Annotated in this window: 16 protein-coding genes; 10 read left to right on the forward strand and 6 right to left on the reverse strand. The window is 67.5% G+C overall.

Going from position 1 to position 17,542, the window contains the following annotated elements; all coding sequences use genetic code 11:
- The first annotated feature begins 117 nt into the window (after positions 1-117).
- The 7 genes from PV773_RS16830 (at position 118) to PV773_RS16860 (ending at position 8,024) form a co-directional block, all read left to right on the forward strand.
- Complete coding sequence (locus PV773_RS16830) at positions 118-1,143, forward strand: BMP family protein (RefSeq protein ID WP_347967453.1); 1,026 nt, start codon at positions 118-120, stop codon at positions 1,141-1,143.
- A gap of 156 nt (positions 1,144-1,299) precedes the next feature.
- Positions 1,300-2,826 (forward strand): ABC transporter ATP-binding protein, encoded by a 1,527-nt coding sequence (locus tag PV773_RS16835; RefSeq protein WP_347967454.1) that lies wholly within the window; start codon positions 1,300-1,302, stop codon positions 2,824-2,826.
- A 270-nt stretch (positions 2,827-3,096) separates the two neighbouring features.
- Positions 3,097-4,146 carry an ABC transporter permease gene (locus PV773_RS16840; protein ID WP_347967455.1) on the forward strand — a complete coding sequence of 350 codons (1,050 nt, stop codon included), beginning with the start codon at positions 3,097-3,099 and terminating at the stop codon, positions 4,144-4,146.
- Between the two features lie 271 nt (positions 4,147-4,417).
- Positions 4,418-5,359: an ABC transporter permease gene (locus tag PV773_RS16845; RefSeq protein WP_347967456.1), complete on the forward strand. Its 942-nt coding sequence runs from the start codon at positions 4,418-4,420 to the stop codon at positions 5,357-5,359.
- Positions 5,356-6,648, forward strand: coding sequence for an amidohydrolase family protein (locus PV773_RS16850; RefSeq protein WP_347967457.1), 1,293 nt, complete (start codon positions 5,356-5,358; stop codon positions 6,646-6,648). Before PV773_RS16845 ends, PV773_RS16850 begins: the two co-directional genes overlap by 4 nt.
- Before the next feature lie 80 nt (positions 6,649-6,728).
- Entirely contained in the window at positions 6,729-6,986 is a 258-nt protein-coding gene (locus tag PV773_RS16855) for a hypothetical protein (RefSeq protein WP_347967458.1), read from the forward strand.
- Between the two features lie 117 nt (positions 6,987-7,103).
- Positions 7,104-8,024, forward strand: a complete 921-nt coding sequence (locus tag PV773_RS16860) for a DMT family transporter (RefSeq protein ID WP_347967459.1) — start codon at positions 7,104-7,106, stop codon at positions 8,022-8,024.
- Between the two features lie 245 nt (positions 8,025-8,269).
- Here the strand turns inward: PV773_RS16860 and PV773_RS16865 are convergent, their stop codons facing one another.
- From PV773_RS16865 to PV773_RS16875, 3 genes are all read right to left on the reverse strand, one after another.
- On the reverse strand, positions 8,270-8,755 hold the full coding sequence (locus tag PV773_RS16865; RefSeq protein ID WP_347967460.1) for a CAP domain-containing protein: 486 nt from the start codon (positions 8,753-8,755) through the stop codon (positions 8,270-8,272).
- Positions 8,756-8,889: 134 nt separating this feature from the next.
- On the reverse strand, positions 8,890-11,331 hold the full coding sequence (locus PV773_RS16870) for an FAD-dependent oxidoreductase (protein ID WP_347967461.1): 2,442 nt from the start codon (positions 11,329-11,331) through the stop codon (positions 8,890-8,892).
- Positions 11,332-11,333: 2 nt separating this feature from the next.
- Positions 11,334-12,215, reverse strand: a complete 882-nt coding sequence (locus PV773_RS16875) for a choline/ethanolamine kinase family protein (protein ID WP_347967483.1) — start codon at positions 12,213-12,215, stop codon at positions 11,334-11,336.
- Positions 12,216-12,578: 363 nt separating this feature from the next.
- Between PV773_RS16875 and PV773_RS16880 the strand changes: the two genes are divergently transcribed.
- Positions 12,579-13,346, forward strand: coding sequence for a DeoR/GlpR family DNA-binding transcription regulator (locus PV773_RS16880; RefSeq protein ID WP_347967462.1), 768 nt, complete (start codon positions 12,579-12,581; stop codon positions 13,344-13,346).
- Positions 13,347-13,549: 203 nt separating this feature from the next.
- Here the strand turns inward: PV773_RS16880 and PV773_RS16885 are convergent, their stop codons facing one another.
- Both PV773_RS16885 and PV773_RS16890 read right to left on the reverse strand, forming a co-directional pair.
- Positions 13,550-14,932 (reverse strand): HAMP domain-containing sensor histidine kinase, encoded by a 1,383-nt coding sequence (locus PV773_RS16885; protein ID WP_347967463.1) that lies wholly within the window; start codon positions 14,930-14,932, stop codon positions 13,550-13,552.
- Entirely contained in the window at positions 14,929-15,603 is a 675-nt protein-coding gene (locus PV773_RS16890) for a response regulator transcription factor (RefSeq protein ID WP_347967464.1), read from the reverse strand. Before PV773_RS16890 ends, PV773_RS16885 begins: the two co-directional genes overlap by 4 nt.
- Positions 15,604-15,908: 305 nt before the next feature.
- On the opposite strand from PV773_RS16890, the gene PV773_RS16895 reads away from it, so the two are divergent.
- A complete protein-coding gene (locus PV773_RS16895; protein WP_347967465.1) occupies positions 15,909-16,508 on the forward strand; it encodes a methyltransferase domain-containing protein in 600 nt (199 codons plus the stop codon).
- Positions 16,505-17,146 carry a DedA family protein gene (locus tag PV773_RS16900; RefSeq protein WP_347967466.1) on the forward strand — a complete coding sequence of 214 codons (642 nt, stop codon included), beginning with the start codon at positions 16,505-16,507 and terminating at the stop codon, positions 17,144-17,146. Before PV773_RS16895 ends, PV773_RS16900 begins: the two co-directional genes overlap by 4 nt.
- Here PV773_RS16900 and PV773_RS16905 read toward each other — a convergent pair.
- Entirely contained in the window at positions 17,125-17,442 is a 318-nt protein-coding gene (locus PV773_RS16905; protein WP_347967467.1) for a hypothetical protein, read from the reverse strand. The genes PV773_RS16900 and PV773_RS16905 overlap by 22 nt on opposite strands.
- Positions 17,443-17,542: the final 100 nt, after the last annotated feature.

A 17,542-nucleotide genomic window follows, 5' to 3' on the forward strand; every position in this document is an offset into this window, starting at 1 on the left:
GCGGCGGTGGACAGCCGCGCCCCGGCCAATTGCCGCTCCTGGTGTTTTCCCCTACGTTGACCAAACGATAAAAAGACGTTTCCCAGAAGCTTGCGCAACCAGCCAGAGGTGGATCGAATGCACAGCAATTCCAACAGTTTCGGCATTTCCAGACGCATCCTGATCAAGGCCGCCGGCGCTTCGGCCGCGGTCGCGGCCGTCGGCCTGCCCGGCCGCCCGTTCGCCGCCGACCCGATCAAGGTCGCGGCCATCTACACGGTTCCGGTCGAGCAGCAGTGGGTCAGCCGCATCCACAAGGCGGCCAACGCCGCCAAGGACCGCGGCGACATCGAGTATGTCTATTCCGAAAACACCGCCAACAACGACTATGAGCGCGTCATGCGCGAATATTGCGAGGCCGGCCACAAGCTGATCGTCGGCGAGGTGTTCGGCGTCGAGGACGCCGCGCGCGCTGTCGCCAAGGACTATCCCGGCGTCGCCTTCCTGATGGGCTCCAGCTTCAAGCCCGATGCCGCCGTGCCGAACTTCTCGGTCTTCGACAACTACATCCAGGATGCATCCTATCTCTCCGGCATCGTCGCCGGCGCCATGACCAAGTCGAAGAACATCGGCATGGTCGGCGGCTACCCGATCCCCGAGGTCAACCGGCTGATGAACGCCTTCATGGCGGGCGTGAAGGAAGTCGCCCCCGACACCAGGTTCCAGGTCGCCTTCATCGGCTCGTGGTTCGACCCGCCCAAGGCCAAGGAAACCGCCTTCGCCCAGATCGACGGCGGCGCCGACCTGCTCTACGCCGAGCGCTTCGGCGTCTCCGACGCCGCCAAGGAGCGCAAGGTGCTCGCCATCGGCAACGTTATCGACACCCAGGCCGACTATCCCGAGACCGTCGTCGCCTCGGCGCTCTGGCACTTCGAGCCGACGCTCGACAAGGCGATCGCCGAGGTCAAGGCCGGCAGCTTCAAGGCCGACGACTACGGCGTCTATTCCTTCATGAAGAACGGTGGCTCGTCGCTGGCGCCGCTCGGTACCTTCGATGGCAAGGTGCCCGACGACGTCAAGGCCAGGGTCGCCGAGAAGGAGAAGGCGATCAAGGCCGGGTCCTTTACCGTCGAGATCAACGACGCCGAGCCGAAGTCGAGTTGATGACAGCGCTCTTCTCCCCGTTCACGGGGAGAAGATGCCGGCAGGCAGATGAGGGGCAGCTCAGCCCCTCGGAAGTTTGCGCTGCCCCTCATCCGGCCCTCCGGGCCACCTTCTCCCCGTGAACGGGGAGAAGGGACCTCCAGCTGCCGTTGCCTCATGACAACCGAACCCGACATCGTCCTCCGCCTCTCCGGCATCACCAAGCGTTTTGGCCCGCTTATGGCCAACGACGCCATTTCCTTCGAGCTCAGGCGCGGCGAGGTGATCGCGCTGCTCGGCGAGAACGGCGCCGGCAAGACGACCCTCATGAACATCCTGTTCGGCCACTACGTCGCCGACGAGGGCACGGTCGAGGCCTTCGGCAAGCCGCTGCCCCCGGGCGATCCGCGCGCCGCGCTCGATGCCGGCATCGGCATGGTGCACCAGCACTTCACCCTTGCCGACAACATGTCGGTGCTGGAGAACATCGCGCTCGGTACCCAGAAGCTCTGGCGCCCGCGCCTCGACCGGGCTGCCGCGCGCCAGCGCATCGCACAGCTCGTCGCCGATTTCGGTCTCGCCGTCGATCCCGCGGCGATCGTCGCCTCGCTCTCGGTCGGCGAGCGCCAGCGCGTCGAGATCCTCAAGGCGCTCTATCGCGACGCCGAGATCCTCATCCTCGACGAGCCGACGGCGGTGCTGACCCCGGCCGAGACGGACGCGCTGTTCCGCACGCTCAAGCTGCTCGTCGCCAAGGGCCTGTCGATCATCTTCATCTCGCACAAGCTGCACGAGGTCATGGCCGTCAGCGACCGCGTGCTGGTGCTGCGCGCGGGCCGGCTCGCCGGCGAGCGGGGGACGAAATCGACCGACCGCAAGGAGCTAGCAGCCCTGATGGTCGGGCAGGAGGTCAGGCCGGCGGAGGTCGTGCCGGTCGAGCCCGGGCGTCCGCTGCTGGTGCTCGATGGCATCTCGACCGCCCGCCACAACGGCGCCGCGCTCGACGACGTCTCGCTTGTGCTCCGCGCCGGCGAGATCACCGGCCTTGCCGGCGTCTCCGGCAACGGCCAGGCAGCACTTGCGGCGCTCATCGCCGGCACCCAGCGCCCTACCGCCGGCGGCATCGCGATCGACGGCGCGCCGGTCGGCGGCTGGTCGCCGCGCGCGGCGCTCGGCCACGGCATCGCCCGCATCCCGGAGGACCGCCACGCCGTCGGCACCATCGGCGACATGAGCGTCGCCGAGAACGTCATCGCCGAGCGCTACGGCAGCCCGCGCTTCAGCCGCATGGGCTTCCTCGACTGGAAGGCGGCGCGCCGCTTCGCCGAGAAGATCATCGCCGACTACGACGTCAAATGCCCGTCGCCCGAGGCGCGCATCCGGCTGCTGTCGGGCGGCAACATGCAGAAGCTCATCCTCGGCCGCGCGCTCGATCCCGAGCCTTCGGTCATCCTCGCCAGCCAGCCGACACGCGGCCTCGACGTCGGCGCCGTGGCTTACGTCCACCGCATGCTGCTCGCCGCGCGCGCGCGGGGTGCTGCGGTGTTGCTGATCTCGGAGGACCTCGAGGAGATCCTGGCGCTGTCCGACCGCATCGTCGTGATCTCCAAGGGCCGGCTGTCGGCGCCGTCCTCGCGCGGCGAGCGCACAATCCGGGAACTGGGGGAGCTGATGGCGGGGCACGGCGGGGAGCAGGCGGCGTGATCATCCAAGGCCAGATGTCGTTGCCCCACGCCACCCCCCTCTGTCCTGCCGGACATCTCCCCCGCAAGGGGGGAGATCAGCCGTCATTGTTGTCCGCGCCAATCTCCAGCGTCGCAGGACGAACGTTCGCGTTGAAGCCGCCGGTTTCAATGGCCGCAAGACGAGAGCCGGCGCTGAAACTGCCAATCTCCCCCCTTGCGGGGGAGATGTCCGGCAGGACAGAGGGGGGTGCTGTCCCGCAAACATCTCAGGTCAGCACGGAGCAGACCCATGCGGCTTGAGCCGAAACCCGCACCGTCGTTGGCGGTCACCTTGCTGTATCCGCTTGCGGCGATCGTCGCCACGCTGGTCTTCACCTCGCTCTTGGTGCTTGCCGCCGGCGCCTCGCCGCTGTCGGTGTTCTATCTCGTCGCCAAGGGCGCGGCCGGCTCGCAGTTCGCGGCTCTAGAAACGCTCACGCGCGCAACCCCGCTGATCTTCACCGGCCTCGCCGTCGCCGTCGCCTTCCGGGCCAGGCTCTGGAACATCGGCGCCGAGGCCCAGCTCTATGTCGGCGGCATCGTCACCATCGTGCTCGGCACCGGCGCGCTGCCGCTGCCGTCGGTCGTGCTGATCCCCGTCATCATGCTGGCGGCGATGCTTGCCGGCGGCTTGCTGCTGCTCGGCCCGGCTTTGCTCAAGACCCGCTTCGGCGTCGACGAGGTGGTGACCACGCTGCTGCTCAACTTCATCGTGCTGCTGTTCGTCTCGATGCTGCTCGAGGGCGTGCTCAAGGACCCCATGGGCCTCGGCTGGCCGCAGTCGCAGAAGGTCATCGCCGACGCGCAGCTGCCGCGCATCATCCAGGGCAAGCGCCTGCACTACGGCTTCGTCGTCGCCGTCGTCTCGGCCATCGCCGTCTGGGTCATCATGAAGAAGACCGTGCTCGGCTACGAGATGCGCGCCGTCGGCCATAATCCGGAGGGCGCACGCTTCGTCGGCGTCCCGGTCAACGGCGTGCTGATGAAGACGGCTCTCCTGTCGGGTGGCCTCGCTGCACTCGCCGGCTTCTCCGAGGTTTCGGGCCTCAAGGGCAACCTCAGCCTCGACCTGTCGCCGGGCTACGGCTACTCGGGCATCGTCGTCGCCATGCTGGCGATGCTCAACCCGCTCGGCGTCATCGCTTCCGCCATCTTCGTCGCCGGCATCTTCGTCGGCGCCGACGCCATGAGCCGCGCCGCCAAGGTGCCGAGCTACATCGCCGACGTCATGGTCGCGACGTCGCTGCTGACGATGGTGGTGGCGATCCTTCTGACGCGGTTCAGGGTGAGGTGGAGGTGAGGATGGCTGAGATACTTCCCACCCCCCTCTGGCCTACCGGCCATCTCCCCCGCAAGGGGGGAGATCAGTCGCGTCAACGCCACGCCAATTCTTACCGCGTGGTGGGGCGCTTGGGCCAACAAAGAGATTCTGTTCAGCAGCTGACGAGTGGGCGAGGCGCTGGTGAAGGCCTGATCTCCCCCCTTGCGGGGGAGATGGCCGGCAGGCCAGAGGGGGGTGCAACGGCGCTAGCCTACCAACTCCTCGACCGCCCCACGACCAGGAGCCACTGATGGACGCGCTCGATATCCTCTTCACCGCTTCCTTCTGGGTCGCTGCCATCCGCATCGCCTCGCCGCTGATCTTCGCCACCATGGGCGAGCTGATCTGCGAGCGTGCCGGCGTGCTCAATCTCGGCATCGAGGGCATCATGACCGCCGGCGCCTTCGCCGGCTGGTTCACCGTCTATGCCGGCGGTGACCTGTGGACCGGCGTGCTGGTGGCGGCGCTCGCCGGCGCCATGTTCGGCCTGCTGCATGCCACGCTGACCGTGCCGCTCGGCTTGTCGCAGCATGTCGTCGGCATCGGCGTCACGCTGCTGGCCACGAGCCTGACCTACTTCACCTATCGCCTGGCGCTGCCGGAAGTCACCTCGCCGCCCAAGATCGAGCCGTTCCAGGCGCTGCCGATCCCCGGCCTGTCCAGGATACCCGTCATCGGCGAGGCGCTGTTTTCGCAGACGCTGCTGACCTATCTCGCCTTCCTCAGCGTCGCCGTGGTCGCCTGGGTGCTCTACCGCACGCCGCTCGGCCTCGCCATCCGCGCCGCCGGCGAGAACCCGTCGGCGGTGGAAGCGCAGGGCATTTCCGTCACCGGCATCCGCATGGGGGCGGTGATGGTCGGCAGTGCGCTGATGGCGGTCGGCGGCGCCTTCCTCACCATGTCGGCGTTCAACTCGTTCTTCTTCGAGATGATCAACGGCCGCGGCTGGATCTGCATCGCGCTCGTGGTCTTCGGCTCGTGGCGGCCGGGCAAGGCGCTGATCGGCGCCATCCTGTTCGCCGCCTTCGACGCCTTCCAGGTGCGCCTGCAGCAGATGTCGGGCGGCATCGTGCCCTACCAGGTGTTCCTGATGATGCCCTATGCGCTGTCGATCCTGGCCCTGATCCTGGTGGCGCGCCGCGCTACCTATCCCAAGGCGCTGATGATCCCCTACCAGAAAGGCGAAAGATGAGCTTCGACCTGATCGTCAAGGGCGGCACGCTGCCCGATGGAACCGTTGCCGACATCGGCATCAAGGGCGACAGCATCGCCGCGATCGAATCGCGCATCGATGCGTCCGCCGGTCGGGTCGTCGACGCCTCCGGCAACCTCGTCTCGCAGCCCTTCGTCGATCCGCACTTCCACATGGATGCGACGCTGTCCTACGGCCTGCCGCGCATCAACGCTTCGGGCACGCTGCTCGAGGGTATCGCGCTGTGGGGCGAGCTCAAGCCGCTGCTCACCCACGAGGCGGTCAAGGAACGCGCGCTCGCCTATTGCGACTGGGCCGTGTCGATGGGCCTGCTGGCCATCCGCACCCATGTCGACACCTGCGACGACCGGCTGCTCGCCGTCGAGGCGCTGCTCGAGGTCAAGAAGGAGATCGCCCCCTATATCGACCTGCAGCTCGTCGCCTTCCCGCAGGACGGGCTCTACCGCTCGCCTACAGCCCGCGCGAATACCATTCGCGCATTGGACAAAGGCGTCGACATCGTCGGCGGCATCCCGCATTTCGAACGTACGATGGCCGACGGCACCCGTTCGGTCACCGAACTCTGCGAGATCGCCGCAGCGCGCAGCCTGATGGTCGACCTGCATTGCGATGAGACCGACGACCCGCTGTCGCGCCACGTCGAGCAGCTGGCCTACGAGACCCAGCGGCTCGGCCTGCAGGGCAGGGTGGCCGGCTCGCACCTGACGTCCATGCACTCGATGGACAACTACTACGTCTCGAAGCTCCTGCCGCTGATCGCCGAGGCCGGCGTCTCGGCGATCCCCAACCCGCTCATCAACATCATGCTTCAGGGCCGCCACGACACCTATCCCAAGCGCCGCGGCATGACGCGCGTGCCCGAGATGCTGAAGGCCGGCATCCGCGTCGGCTGGGGCCAGGACTGCGTGCTCGACCCCTGGTATTCGCTCGGCACCGCCGACATGCTCGACGTCGCCTTCATGGGCCTGCACGTCGCCCAGATGTCCTCGCCGGCCGATATGCGCCGCTGCTTCGACATGGTCACCAAGGTCAACGCCGAGATCATGGGGCTCGACCATCTCGGCCTCGAAGTCGGCAAGGCGGCCAGCCTCGTCGTGCTCGATGCTGGCAACCCGATCGAGGCGGTGCGCCTGCGCGCCGAGCGGCTGTGCGTCATCGCCAGGGGCAAGGTCGTGGCCGAGCGGCCCAAGCGCGACACCGCGCTGTCGATCAAGGGCCGCCCGGCCAGCATCAACCGCCGCCATGTCGTGCCGTCGCAGTCGAACTGAAGCATCGCCCGCCCGCTTTTCCGTGCGCCGCGAAAAGCTTACAGTAGAACTCCAGATTCCGGCGCGGCGGAGGGTATGCCATGAAGATCAGGATAGTTTCTTTGCTCTTGCTGGCCGCCATACTCGCCGGCTGCGTCTCCGCCGAGGAGCAGCGCGCGCTCGACGAGCAGAAATGCCGCTCCTACGGCTTCACCAAGCGCAACGACGCCTTCGCCGAATGCCTGCAGCGCATCGAGCTCGACCGCCGTGCAGAGTTCCGCGATCGCCAGGCAGCCTTCGACGACTGGGACCGGCCCTTCGTCGTCTATCGTCCCATCGTCGTTGCGCCCAGGCCGTAACCGCTGGCGCTGCCGCGCAGGAACGCATGGTCCAGGGCTTTTAGCCCTCGCCATGGCGGAAATCCGGGCATAGATAGGCGCGAACCGGGCTTGTCGCGCCCGCCGGACACCTTGCCCATGACGTTCCGTCAAGCCCTCGCTCTGCCCAAGAGCAATCTCGTCCTCGCGGGCATCCTGCTGATGCTGCTCGGCGACTTCATGTTCGCCCTCAACGACGCCATGGGCAAATGGCTGGTCGAGAACTATTCGGTCGGCCAGGTGCTGGTCATCCGCTCGATCGGCGCCTTCATCATCCTTGGCCCGATGATCGCCCGGCAGGGGCTCGCGCCGCTGACCAGGGTCGAGCGGCCGGGCCTGCAGGTGCTGCGTGTCGTGCTCGCCACCGCCGATACCGCCTTCTTCTACGCCGCCGTCGCCTACCTGCCGCTGGCCGACGTCATGACCTTCTACATGGCCGGGCCGATCTATATCGCGGCGCTGTCGCACTTCTTCCTCGGCGAAAAGGTCGGCTGGCGCCGCTGGCTCGCCATCGTGCTCGGCTTCTGCGGCGTGGTCGTCGCGCTCCGGCCCTCCACCGCCTCGCTGTCCTGGCCCTCGCTTTTCGCCGTGGTCGGCAGCCTGTCCTTCGCCATCAGCCTGATCCTCAGCCGCAAGCTGCGGGCCACCAACGACACCACGCTGGTCACCTGGCAGACCATCGGCGCGCTGGTCATGGGCGGCATCATGGCGGCGTCCGACTGGCGTCCGGCCAGCGCCGTCGACTGGTCGGCGATGCTCCTGCTCGGCGTCGTCGCCTGCGCAGCGCACCTGATGATCACGCGCGCGCTCAAGCTCGCGCCCGCCTCGCTGCTGGCGCCGCTGCAATACACGCTGCTGATCTGGGCGGTGGTCTTCGGCGTCGCATTCTTCGGCGACTACCCGGATACGCAAATCCTCATCGGCTCGGCCGTCATCGTCGTCGCCGGCCTGTTCATCTTCCACCGCCAGAAGGTGGTCGACAAGGCCGAGCCCGAGACGGTGCCGACCAGCGTGCACTGAGCCGGCCTCGAGCGCAGGACATGGTACCCCCACCCCTAACCCCTCCCCACAAGGGGGAGGGGAACTCGGCGCCGCCATCCGGGCTGTGTGCCTGTCCACGATCCGGCAGTTGGGTGGGACCAGTATTAGGCGGTTGAGGCGGGAATTGATCGTATCGCTGAAGTGGGAGCGCAGCCAAGTCCCCCTCCCCCTTGTGGGGAGGGGTTAGGGGTGGGGGTACCGACGCCAATCCTGTAAGGCGTTACTTACCTTCCCAGCACCAGCGCCCAGTAGCGTTTGTCACTGCCCTTGCTTTCGCGGACATAGGCGAGGCCGAACTTGCCGAAGCGGGGGTCGAGCATGTTGCGGCGGTGGCCCTCGGAGTTCATCCACATCGAGAACAGCTTGGCCGGCTCCATGCCGCCATGGGCGATGTTTTCGGCAGCGGCACCGGCAACGCCGTTATCATTCATGCGCGCGGCGAAATCCTTGCCCCAGCCGGTGGTGTGCTCCATCTTGCCGCTGGAGGCCATGAAGGCCGCCTGCTGCAGGGCCGCGCGCTCCAGCGTCGCGTCGGGCTGCAGCGGCGGCAGGCCGTATTCCGACCGGATCGTCTGCAGATAGGCGACGCCGCTCGTCGATGCGCCGGCGCCGTCGCCGGCCATGTTCGCGCCGGTCTGGCAGGCGGCGAGCAGCATCAGGCCGCCCAGTGCCGTTGCGCGCAGTGCCGCGCCGCCGATGCGTCTCGTCATGATCATGTCCTTGTCCCGTGCCCGTCCTTGCGAGCCTTGATAAGGCAGATCATGGCTTTTTGGCGGAGTGCGGCGCCGCGCCCCCGGTCCGGCGCGCAAATGTCGCCGGTGCCGGGCATGCCCCTTGGTTCCGCTCAGGCCTTCACGCGTGCCGCGGCCGGATCGAACAGCGGCGCGAGATGGACCTTCGCCGGCACCCGCTCCATCGCCACCACCAGCTCGTAGCTGCCGCCTGACAGGAAGGCATCGTCGACGCCCGCCGCATTGCGGACGTAGCCGAAGCCGATGTTCTTGCCGACGGTGTAGCCATAGCCGCCGCTGGTGAGATAGCCGACCGGCTGGCCGTCGCGCAGGATCGTCTCGCGCCCAACCAGCACGACATTCGCATCGTCCACGGTGAAGCAGGCGAGGCGCTTGGTCAGAGGCGCGTTGCCGGCCTTCTCCAGCGCCTTGCGGCCGATGAAGTCGCCGTCCTTCTTCAGCTTCACCGCCCAGCCGAGGCCAGCCTCGAACGGCGTGTCGTTGGGGGTGATGTCGGAGCCCCAGGCACGGTAGCCTTTTTCCAGCCGCAGCGATTCCAGCGCGCGATAGCCGACCGGGCGGATGCCGTGCGGCTTGCCCGCCGCCATCAGCGCGTCGAACACCTCGCCGGTGGCGGCGATCGGCACATGCAGCTCCCAGCCGAGCTCGCCGACATAGGTGACGCGCAGCGCGCGCACGGCAGCACCAGCGATGCTGATCTCGCGCACGTGGCCGAACGGGAAGGCGGCGTTGGAGACGTCGGCGTCGGTCACCGCTTCGAGCACCAGCCTCGCCTTCGGCCCCATCAGCGACAGCGTGCCGAACTGCTCGGTGACGTCGACGAGCCTGGCGTCCAGTCCCGCCGGGATGTGGTCACCGATCCAGGCGAGGTCGTGGGTGCGGAAGCCGGTGCCGGTGACGATGTAGAATTTCTCGTCCGAAAGCCGCGCCACGGTCAGGTCCGCCTCGATGCCGCCGCGGCTGTTGAGCAGCTGGGTATAGGTTAGCCGCCCGGCAGGCTTCGACACGTCGTTGGCGCAGATCAAGTCGAGCGCCTTCTGCGCGTCCTTGCCCGTCATCTCGTATTTGGCGAAGGACGACTGGTCGAACACGCCGACCGCCTCGCGCACATGCCGGTGCTCGTCGCCCACGGACCCGAACCAGTTCTGCCGGCCCATGGCGTAGACATCCCTGGCCTCCATGCCCTCGGGCGCGAACCAGTTGGGCCGCTCCCAGCCGAGCTTGGAGCCGAACACGGCGCGGTGCTTGTTCAGCCGCTCGTAGAGCGGCGAGACGATGTAGGGCCGGCCGCTCTCATATTCCTCGTGCGGATAGCCGACGGTGTAGTGCTTGCCATAGGCTTCGAGCGTCCGCTCCGACACCCATTGCCGGTCGCGGTGCAGGCCGGAAAAGCGCCTGATGTCGACCACCCAGAGGTCGAGCGGCGCCTCGCCGTCGACCACCCACTGCGCCAGCACCCAGCCGGCGCCGCCGCCCGAGGCGATGCCGAAGGCGTTGAAGCCGGCGCCGACGAACATGTTCGCGCACTCAGGTGCCGCGCCAAGAATAAAATTGCCGTCGGGCGTGAAGCTTTCCGGGCCGTTGATCATCTGCTTGACGCCGACGTCAGCCAGTCTGGGCACACGTTCGATCGCCTGCACCATGTGCTGCTCGAAATGGTCGAAGTCGTCGTCGAACAGGCGGAACTCCCAGTCGTTGGGCACGTCGCCCGTCGTCCAGCCTTGCGGATTGGGCTCGTAGCCGCCCATCACCAGACCGCCGACCTCTTCCTTGAAGTAGGTGCGGCGGTCTGGGTCGCGCAGCGTCGGCGCGTCGGTGGCGAGCCCGGGCAGCTTCTCGGTGACGATGTACTGGTGCTTCACCGGCTGCAGCGGCACGTTGATGCCCGCCATCGCCCCCACCTGCCGGGCCCATTGCCCGGCGCAGTTCACCACCTTGTCGCAGGCGATGTCGCCCTGGTCGGTCCTGACCTTGAGGATGCGGCCGTCCTTCATCTCGAAGCCGGTCACGCGCACGTTCTCGAACAGCTTGGCGCCATGCATGCGCGCGCCCTTGGCCAGCGACTGGGTGATGTCGGAGGGGCTCGCCTGGCCGTCGGTCGGCAGCCAGGACGCGCCGACCAGGTCCGACGTCTCCATCAGCGGCCACATGCGCTTGACCTCTTCAGGCGCCACCAGCTGCATGTCCATGCCGAAGCTTTTCGCCGTCGTCGCCAGCCGCTTGTACTCGGTCCAGCGGTCCTGGTTGGTGGCGAGCCTCAGGCAGCCGGTCATCTTCCAGCCGGTGGCAAGCCCGGTCTCGGCCTCCAGCCCCTTGTAGAGCTCGACCGAATATTTGAGTACGCGGGTGATCGAGGCCGAAGAGCGCAGCTGCCCCACCAGCCCCGCCGCATGCCAGGTCGAGCCCGAGGTCAGCTTGCCCTGCTCCAGCAGGATCACGTCAGCCTTGTGGTCGCGGGCGAGGTGGTAGGCGGTCGAGCAGCCGATGATGCCGCCGCCGATGACGACGATCTGCGCGTGCGAGGGGAGGGCCATGTCTACAGTTTCCCGTAATGGTTCTGGTAGGTTTCGAGCGCCGCCTCGAGCTTGTCGAGGTTCTCGGCAGTGTAGGCGACATAGTCGACGCCGGGGGCGGAGAGGTGGAGTTCCGAGACCATGCTCCACATCGCCTCGCGCAACAGCGAGGCGCATTGCATGGCCGCATGCGAGCGGCGGATGGCCTGGTCGGGCCTGCCGCCGAAATAGACCGCCAGCAGTTCGTCGGATTCCTCCACTGACATGCCGGCGTTAGAGGCGGCACCCGCAAGGTCGAACATCGCTGTCGAGAAGCCGGCATATTCGAAGTCGATCAGCCAGAGCCTGTCGCCGTCGTCGAGGAAATTGGCCGGCAGGAGGTCGTTGTGGCCGAAGATGATCGGCAATGGCGCCTGCGCCTTCTCCAGCCGCTCGGCCAGGTCCAGGTAGCGTGGCAACTCTGCCGTCATCCGGCTGCCGCCGGCGGCAAGCGTACGCGCATAGTCGCGGATGACGTGGAAGGCCCAGAACATGAAGCCGGGGCCAAAGACGTGGCGCGGCATCTCCTCGTGGAAGCGCCGCATCAGCCGGCCGATCCGGACGGTGTTGGCGCGCACGTCGTCCGCGCCATAGGTCTTTGCGCCGAGATGTTCGCTCACCATCACCCCGGGCTCTGCATATTGCAGCTCGGGCGCGAAGCCGGCCTCGAAGGCGGCCTTCGCCACCATCGCCTCGCGGTCGCGGAAGACGTGGTGGAACGGGTAGTCCTTGCCGAAGCGCACCACGTGGCGGCCGTTGCGGTCCTCGACCAGCCAGCTCTCGTTGCTGATGCCGCCCTTGAGCGGAGCGATCGCGACTGCCCCGTTCCACAGGGGCAGGGCGCGGATGCGGTTCTCGCTCGACATCATGCGGCTCCTCCGTGCCCGAGGGTGATCGCCTTTGAAACCACCCCCACCCCCAACCCCTCCCCACAAGGGGGAGGGGGACCTTGCTGCACGTCAGCCACGCAAGAGCATTCGAACATCTTGGTGGCAGCGGTAGTGAAGCCGGTTCCCTCCCCCTTGTGGGGAGGGGTCAGGGGTGGGGGACAGGCCTGGGCGTGTTCCTCAAATGCCAGTCTCGTGCGCCGCGGCAGCCAATGTCAACGCCATTTTGTGGTTTTAGTTGTTCTTTTGACCGTATATGTTGAGATCGGTGCCATAAATGCGATAAGGTCGGTCAATTCCATCCTCAGATTCGGCCAAGCGCCGTCTGACCGGGGCCGCCTGATGAACCATTCAAAGCGTCACAGCGAAATCCTGCGCCTGCTCGAAACCGAGGGCACGATCACCATCGCCGATCTCGCCGACAGGCTGGGCGTGTCGCTGGAAACCGTGCGCCGCGACGTCAAGCCGCTCGCCGACAATGGCGCGATCCTCAAGATGCATGGCGCCATAGGACTGCCCGCCGTGGTGGGCGAGGCGCCGTTCGAGCGGCGCATGCGCGAGAATGCCGAGGCCAAGCGCAGTATCGCCCGGGTGGTCGCCGCCACCATCCGCGACGGCGACTCGGTCATGCTCGACACCGGCACCACCACAAGCTACCTCGCGCGCGAACTGCTGGGCCATCGCCGGCTGACAGTCGTCACCAATTCGTCCGACATCGCCCGCACGCTGGCGACCGTCAACGGCAACAAGGTCTACATGGCCGGCGGCGAGCTGCGCAGCGACAGTGGTGCGGCCTTCGGCGTCTCGGCCATCGAGTTCGTCAGTCGCTTCGCGGTTGCCCATGCCGTGATCTCGGCCGGCGCGGTCGACGCGGCGAACGGGGTGATGGACTACAATCTCGAGGAGGCCGAGTTCGCCCGCACGGTGCTGGCGCGCGGCCAGCGCTCGGTGGTGGTCACCGACCACACCAAGTTCGGCCGCCAGGGGCTGGTCCAGGTCTGCGGTTTCGCCGGTTTCGGCGAACTGGTCACCGACCGCGCGCCGCCGGCCGACCTCGCCGAAGCCTTGGCGGCGGCCGGCACCGAACTCACCGTCGCCGGCGCGCAATAGCCGGGTCCGGGCAAGGAAAAGCTACTCCCACCGAAACTCTACCCCCACCCCTGACCCCTCCCCGCAAGGGGGAGGGGGATTCTGCTGCACCGTCCTTGCCGCCGAAAATCGTCGAAGGTAGGCGCGTGAGGGCCGTGCCACAAAGTCCCCCTCCCCCTTGTGGGGAGGGGTCAGGGGTGGGGGTATCGGATGCCCCTTCGGCCCTACGCCGCCGGGAACACCATCCTGAAGCAGGCGCCGCCGTTCCGGGCGCGGTCGAGCTCGACGCGGCCGCCATGCATCTGCATGATCTCCTGCACCAGGTTCAGCCCCAGCCCGGCGCCGTGGCCGCGCGGGCGCAGGCGGTAGAACGGCTCGAAGATCCTGTCGCGTTCGGCTTCCGGCACGCCTTCACCCTCGTCGCTGATCTCGACCGTAGCTGGCCGCGCCACGGTGATGGTGATGCGCCCGGCATTGCCGCCATGTTCGATGGCATTCTGCACCAGGTTGGTGATCGCCCGCTCGATCGCGGTGCGGTCGCCTTTGACGGACAGCTCGTCCGCCGCCGGTTCGAACGACATCTCGTAGCCCGTGGCGAACGCCACCGGCGCAAGGTCGACGACCACGCCGCGCGCCGCCGCCACCAGGTCGATCGGCGTGAGCCCCTCGGGCTGCCGGCCCAGCCGCTGGATGTCGAGCAGCTGGTCGGTGAGCGTCGACAGCCGCGCCGTGTCCTGCAGGAGCCGCGCCCGCTCCGGCGTCGCCGGCAGCGAGGTGATGCGGGTGTTGAGGATGGCGACCGGCGTGCGCAGCTCGTGCGCGGCGTCGATCAGGAAGCGCTTGTGCCGCTCGTAGCCCCGGTCCAGGCGGTCGAGCGCGCCGTTGACGGCCTTCACCAGCGGCGCGATCTCGGTCGGGATCCGTGCCACCGGCAGGCGCACGCCGCGCGCGTCGACGTCGATCTTCTCGGCCAGCTGGGCCGCCTGCCTGAGGCCCTTGAAGGCGTTGCGCACCACCAGCGGAATGACCACCAGCGTCGCCAGCCCCATCACCCCGCCGATCGGCAGGATGGCCTGCAGGAACAGTTCGGGCGTCACCGCCAGCAGTGCGGTGAGCCGGAACCGGCCCTGGGCGCCGGTGAAGATCTGCACGCGCCCGGCCTTGGTCTCGTACCAGGAGACGATGGCCGCCGGCAGCGTCGTCCCCCTGTTCCAGACCAGCTTGGCATTGTCGATGTTGTCGAGCGAGGCCGCCAGGCGGGCGAATTCCTGCGGGACGATGCCTTCCGCAAGCGAATGTCCCTGCTCGTCGCGCATCACGAACCACAGGTCGGGCACCTCGGCGCGCAGGTCGGCGAGCGCCGGGCTTTCCTTCAGCACGAGCCCGCCCAGGTCGTCGCGCCGCACGTCCTTCTTGAGGATTTCGACGGCGCGGCCTTCATATTCCTGCGGGATGACGCCGGTCACCACGAAGCCGCCGATGACCAGCGCGATCAAAAGCGTCAGCATCACCACCTGCAGCACCACCAGGCGCCACACCAGCCGCCATTTCAGCGAGCCGGGGCGGATCAGCCGCCTCAGCGGCGCAAGCAGCAGGGCCGGTCTCATGCAATCTCGCGCAAAAGGTAGCCGACGCCGCGCACGCCGTTGATCTCGACGCCGCATGCGGCGTCGGCGAGCTTGCGGCGCAGCCGCGACACATGCGTGTCGAGGGCATTGGACTGGATCTCGTCGTCGAGCCCGAACACGGCCTCCATCAGCGAAGCCCGCTGCACCATGCGCCCCGTCCGCTTCATCAGCGCCTCCAGCACCAGCAGTTCGCGGCGCGGCAGCGACATGGCTTCGCCGCGCACCGAGACCTCGCGGTGGCCGAGGTCGAGGACGAGCTCGCCGGCGCGGATGACCTGCGCCTGGATCGCCGCGGGACGGCGCAGCAGCGCGCGCAGCCGCGCCAGCAGCTCCTCGAAGGCGAAGGGCTTGGCCAGGTAGTCGTCGGCGCCCATGTCGAGCCCGTCGACCTTGTCGGCGGTGTCGCCGCGCGCCGTCAGCACCATGACCGGCGTGGCGTTGCCGCGGGCGCGCAGCCTCGGCACCAGCGTCAGCCCGTCGCCGTCGGGCAACTGCCGGTCGAGCAGGATCGCGTCGTAGCTCTCCGCGTCGGCATAGTCTGCGGCTTCGAGCAGCGACGCGGCGTGGTCGCACACCATGTCGTGGCGCTTCAGCGCCGTGCGCAGGGCGGAAGCCAGTTCCGGCTCGTCTTCGACCAGCAATATGCGCATCTTCGTCTCCGGCAATGTGCGGCTCCGGCTGGAGCATCTTGCGATCAGACGGGTTCGTCTGGTGTCGCGAAAATGCGGCTGGGAAAAACAGCTGGAACGGCGAAACTGGATTCTTCAGAAATGCCCGCCGCTCTAGTGCGCCAACATTGCGAAAGCATTGCGACCTGATCATTCTTGCCGATGCAACTCGGGAATGCCTCAATTCCGCCGATTCTCGCAATGCAGCTGCAATCCAGCAGTCGCAAGCAGTCTTCGCCAGGAACCGGCGCCGATTCGCCGGCGGGACATGCGAGAGGGGGTTCGAAATGGCTGCAGGCGACGCTTTGTCGTTTCTCAAGGCATGGGCTTCGGCGCCGCGCAGGATCGGCGCCATCGCGCCGTCGGGCGCGAGCCTGGCCACGCTGATCACCCGCGCCATCGGTCCCGACACCGGTCCGGTGCTGGAGCTCGGCGCCGGAACCGGATCGTTCACCCGGGCGCTCGTCGCCCGCGGGGTGAAGGAGCGGGAACTGACGCTGGTCGAGCTCAACCCCGAGTTCGCCCGCCTGCTCAGGCAGCGCTTTCCGGCGGCGCGCGTTCTCGAGGTCGACGCGGCCGGGCTGCGCCAACTCCCGGACTTCGAGGCAAGCAGCGTCGGCGCCGTCATCAGCGGCCTGCCGTTCCTGGCGATCCCGCCGCGCCAGACCTACGCCATCCTCGAAGGCGCCTTCGCAAGCCTCGAGGCGGACGGGGCGATGTATGTCTTCACCTACGGCTTCCGCTGCCCCATCGACCGCTCGGTGCTCGACCGTCTCGATCTCGAAGCGGCCCGCGTCGGCCACACCTTCCGCAACATCCCGCCGGCCGCCGTCTACCGCATCAAGCGGATGAAGCCGGCCAAGGGCTACGACTGGCGCTTCGCATGATCCCGTCCTTCCTCGGCCTTGGCGTGCTCGGCGCCGGCGTGCTCGCCTTCACCGAGAAGATTTCGCCGGTGCCGCCGTCGCATGTGCTGCTCTTGTTCTTCGGCATGACCGCCGCGCCGGACTGGCAGACGCTGGTGGCCTTGATGCTGGCGACGACGCTGGGTTCCGGCACCGGCTCCATGCTCTGGTACGCCGCCGGCAACTGGCTCGGCCCGGACCGCGCCGATGCGGTCGTTCGCCGTTTCGGCAAATACGTGCTGCTCAAGCACGCCACCTACCAGCGGCTGGCGCAGGCCTACCGCCGCAACAATTTTCGCGCGTCGCTGATCGCCCAGCTGGTGCCGGTGGCGCGCACCTACCTGGCGCTCGAGGCGGGCGTGCTGCGCCTGCCCTTCCTGCCCTTCGCCGTCGCCACCATCTGCGGCAGCCTGATGTGGAACGCCGCCTTCCTCACCGGCGGCTACATGATGCGCGAGAGCGGCCGCGACCCGGTTGCCCTCGGCTTCCGCATCATCCTGATCGTCGTGGCCGTCGAGGTCGTCTTCATCGTCGCGCTGAAGCTGTCGGCGATCGCCCGGCGGGCGGCCGCCGACAGTTCACCGGACGAGGCGCCGGTTCAATCCTCGACGACCCTGTAGATGTTCCAGTAGGACGAGCCCGAGACCACCAGGGGTTCGAGCTTCTTGCCCCACTGGGCGTGGGCGTCGATCTTCGAAATCTTGGCGAACATGTCTTCGAGCTGCGCCAGGCTCTCGACCTGGTGGTTGACCTCGATCGTGGCTTCCTTCGCGCCGAGCGATCCGGTCAGTATCTGCATCGCCATCTTGTCGGTCCCGGCCTGGGGACCGATCTCGCGCTCCCACTGGCGCATCAGCTCGATTGCGCTCTGCTTGTGCCCGAAGCGGGCGTCGATCTTCCATCGTGCCACGAACATGCTTCTCTCCCATCAGGGTTGGAGGCCTCCGTTCCTACTGTAGCACTTGCCTGTCTTTCTAACGAACGTAGCGGGGCGGCCAAACGAAAGCGGCCGGATC

Origin of the sequence: Mesorhizobium sp. CC13, from assembly GCF_039907765.1 — a bacterium.
Taxonomy (GTDB): domain Bacteria; phylum Pseudomonadota; class Alphaproteobacteria; order Rhizobiales; family Rhizobiaceae; genus Aminobacter.

Coding starts and splice junctions, on each gene's coding strand:
- PV773_RS16830 (WP_347967453.1), top strand. CDS start 118: ATGCACAGCAATTCCAACAGTTTCGGCATTTCCAGACGCATCCTGATC.
- PV773_RS16835 (WP_347967454.1), top strand. CDS start 1,300: ATGACAACCGAACCCGACATCGTCCTCCGCCTCTCCGGCATCACCAAG.
- PV773_RS16840 (WP_347967455.1), top strand. CDS start 3,097: ATGCGGCTTGAGCCGAAACCCGCACCGTCGTTGGCGGTCACCTTGCTG.
- PV773_RS16845 (WP_347967456.1), top strand. CDS start 4,418: ATGGACGCGCTCGATATCCTCTTCACCGCTTCCTTCTGGGTCGCTGCC.
- PV773_RS16850 (WP_347967457.1), top strand. CDS start 5,356: ATGAGCTTCGACCTGATCGTCAAGGGCGGCACGCTGCCCGATGGAACC.
- PV773_RS16855 (WP_347967458.1), top strand. CDS start 6,729: ATGAAGATCAGGATAGTTTCTTTGCTCTTGCTGGCCGCCATACTCGCC.
- PV773_RS16860 (WP_347967459.1), top strand. CDS start 7,104: ATGACGTTCCGTCAAGCCCTCGCTCTGCCCAAGAGCAATCTCGTCCTC.
- PV773_RS16865 (WP_347967460.1), bottom strand. CDS start 8,755: ATGACGAGACGCATCGGCGGCGCGGCACTGCGCGCAACGGCACTGGGC.
- PV773_RS16870 (WP_347967461.1), bottom strand. CDS start 11,331: ATGGCCCTCCCCTCGCACGCGCAGATCGTCGTCATCGGCGGCGGCATC.
- PV773_RS16875 (WP_347967483.1), bottom strand. CDS start 12,215: ATGTCGAGCGAGAACCGCATCCGCGCCCTGCCCCTGTGGAACGGGGCA.
- PV773_RS16880 (WP_347967462.1), top strand. CDS start 12,579: ATGAACCATTCAAAGCGTCACAGCGAAATCCTGCGCCTGCTCGAAACC.
- PV773_RS16885 (WP_347967463.1), bottom strand. CDS start 14,932: ATGAGACCGGCCCTGCTGCTTGCGCCGCTGAGGCGGCTGATCCGCCCC.
- PV773_RS16890 (WP_347967464.1), bottom strand. CDS start 15,603: ATGCGCATATTGCTGGTCGAAGACGAGCCGGAACTGGCTTCCGCCCTG.
- PV773_RS16895 (WP_347967465.1), top strand. CDS start 15,909: ATGGCTGCAGGCGACGCTTTGTCGTTTCTCAAGGCATGGGCTTCGGCG.
- PV773_RS16900 (WP_347967466.1), top strand. CDS start 16,505: ATGATCCCGTCCTTCCTCGGCCTTGGCGTGCTCGGCGCCGGCGTGCTC.
- PV773_RS16905 (WP_347967467.1), bottom strand. CDS start 17,442: ATGTTCGTGGCACGATGGAAGATCGACGCCCGCTTCGGGCACAAGCAG.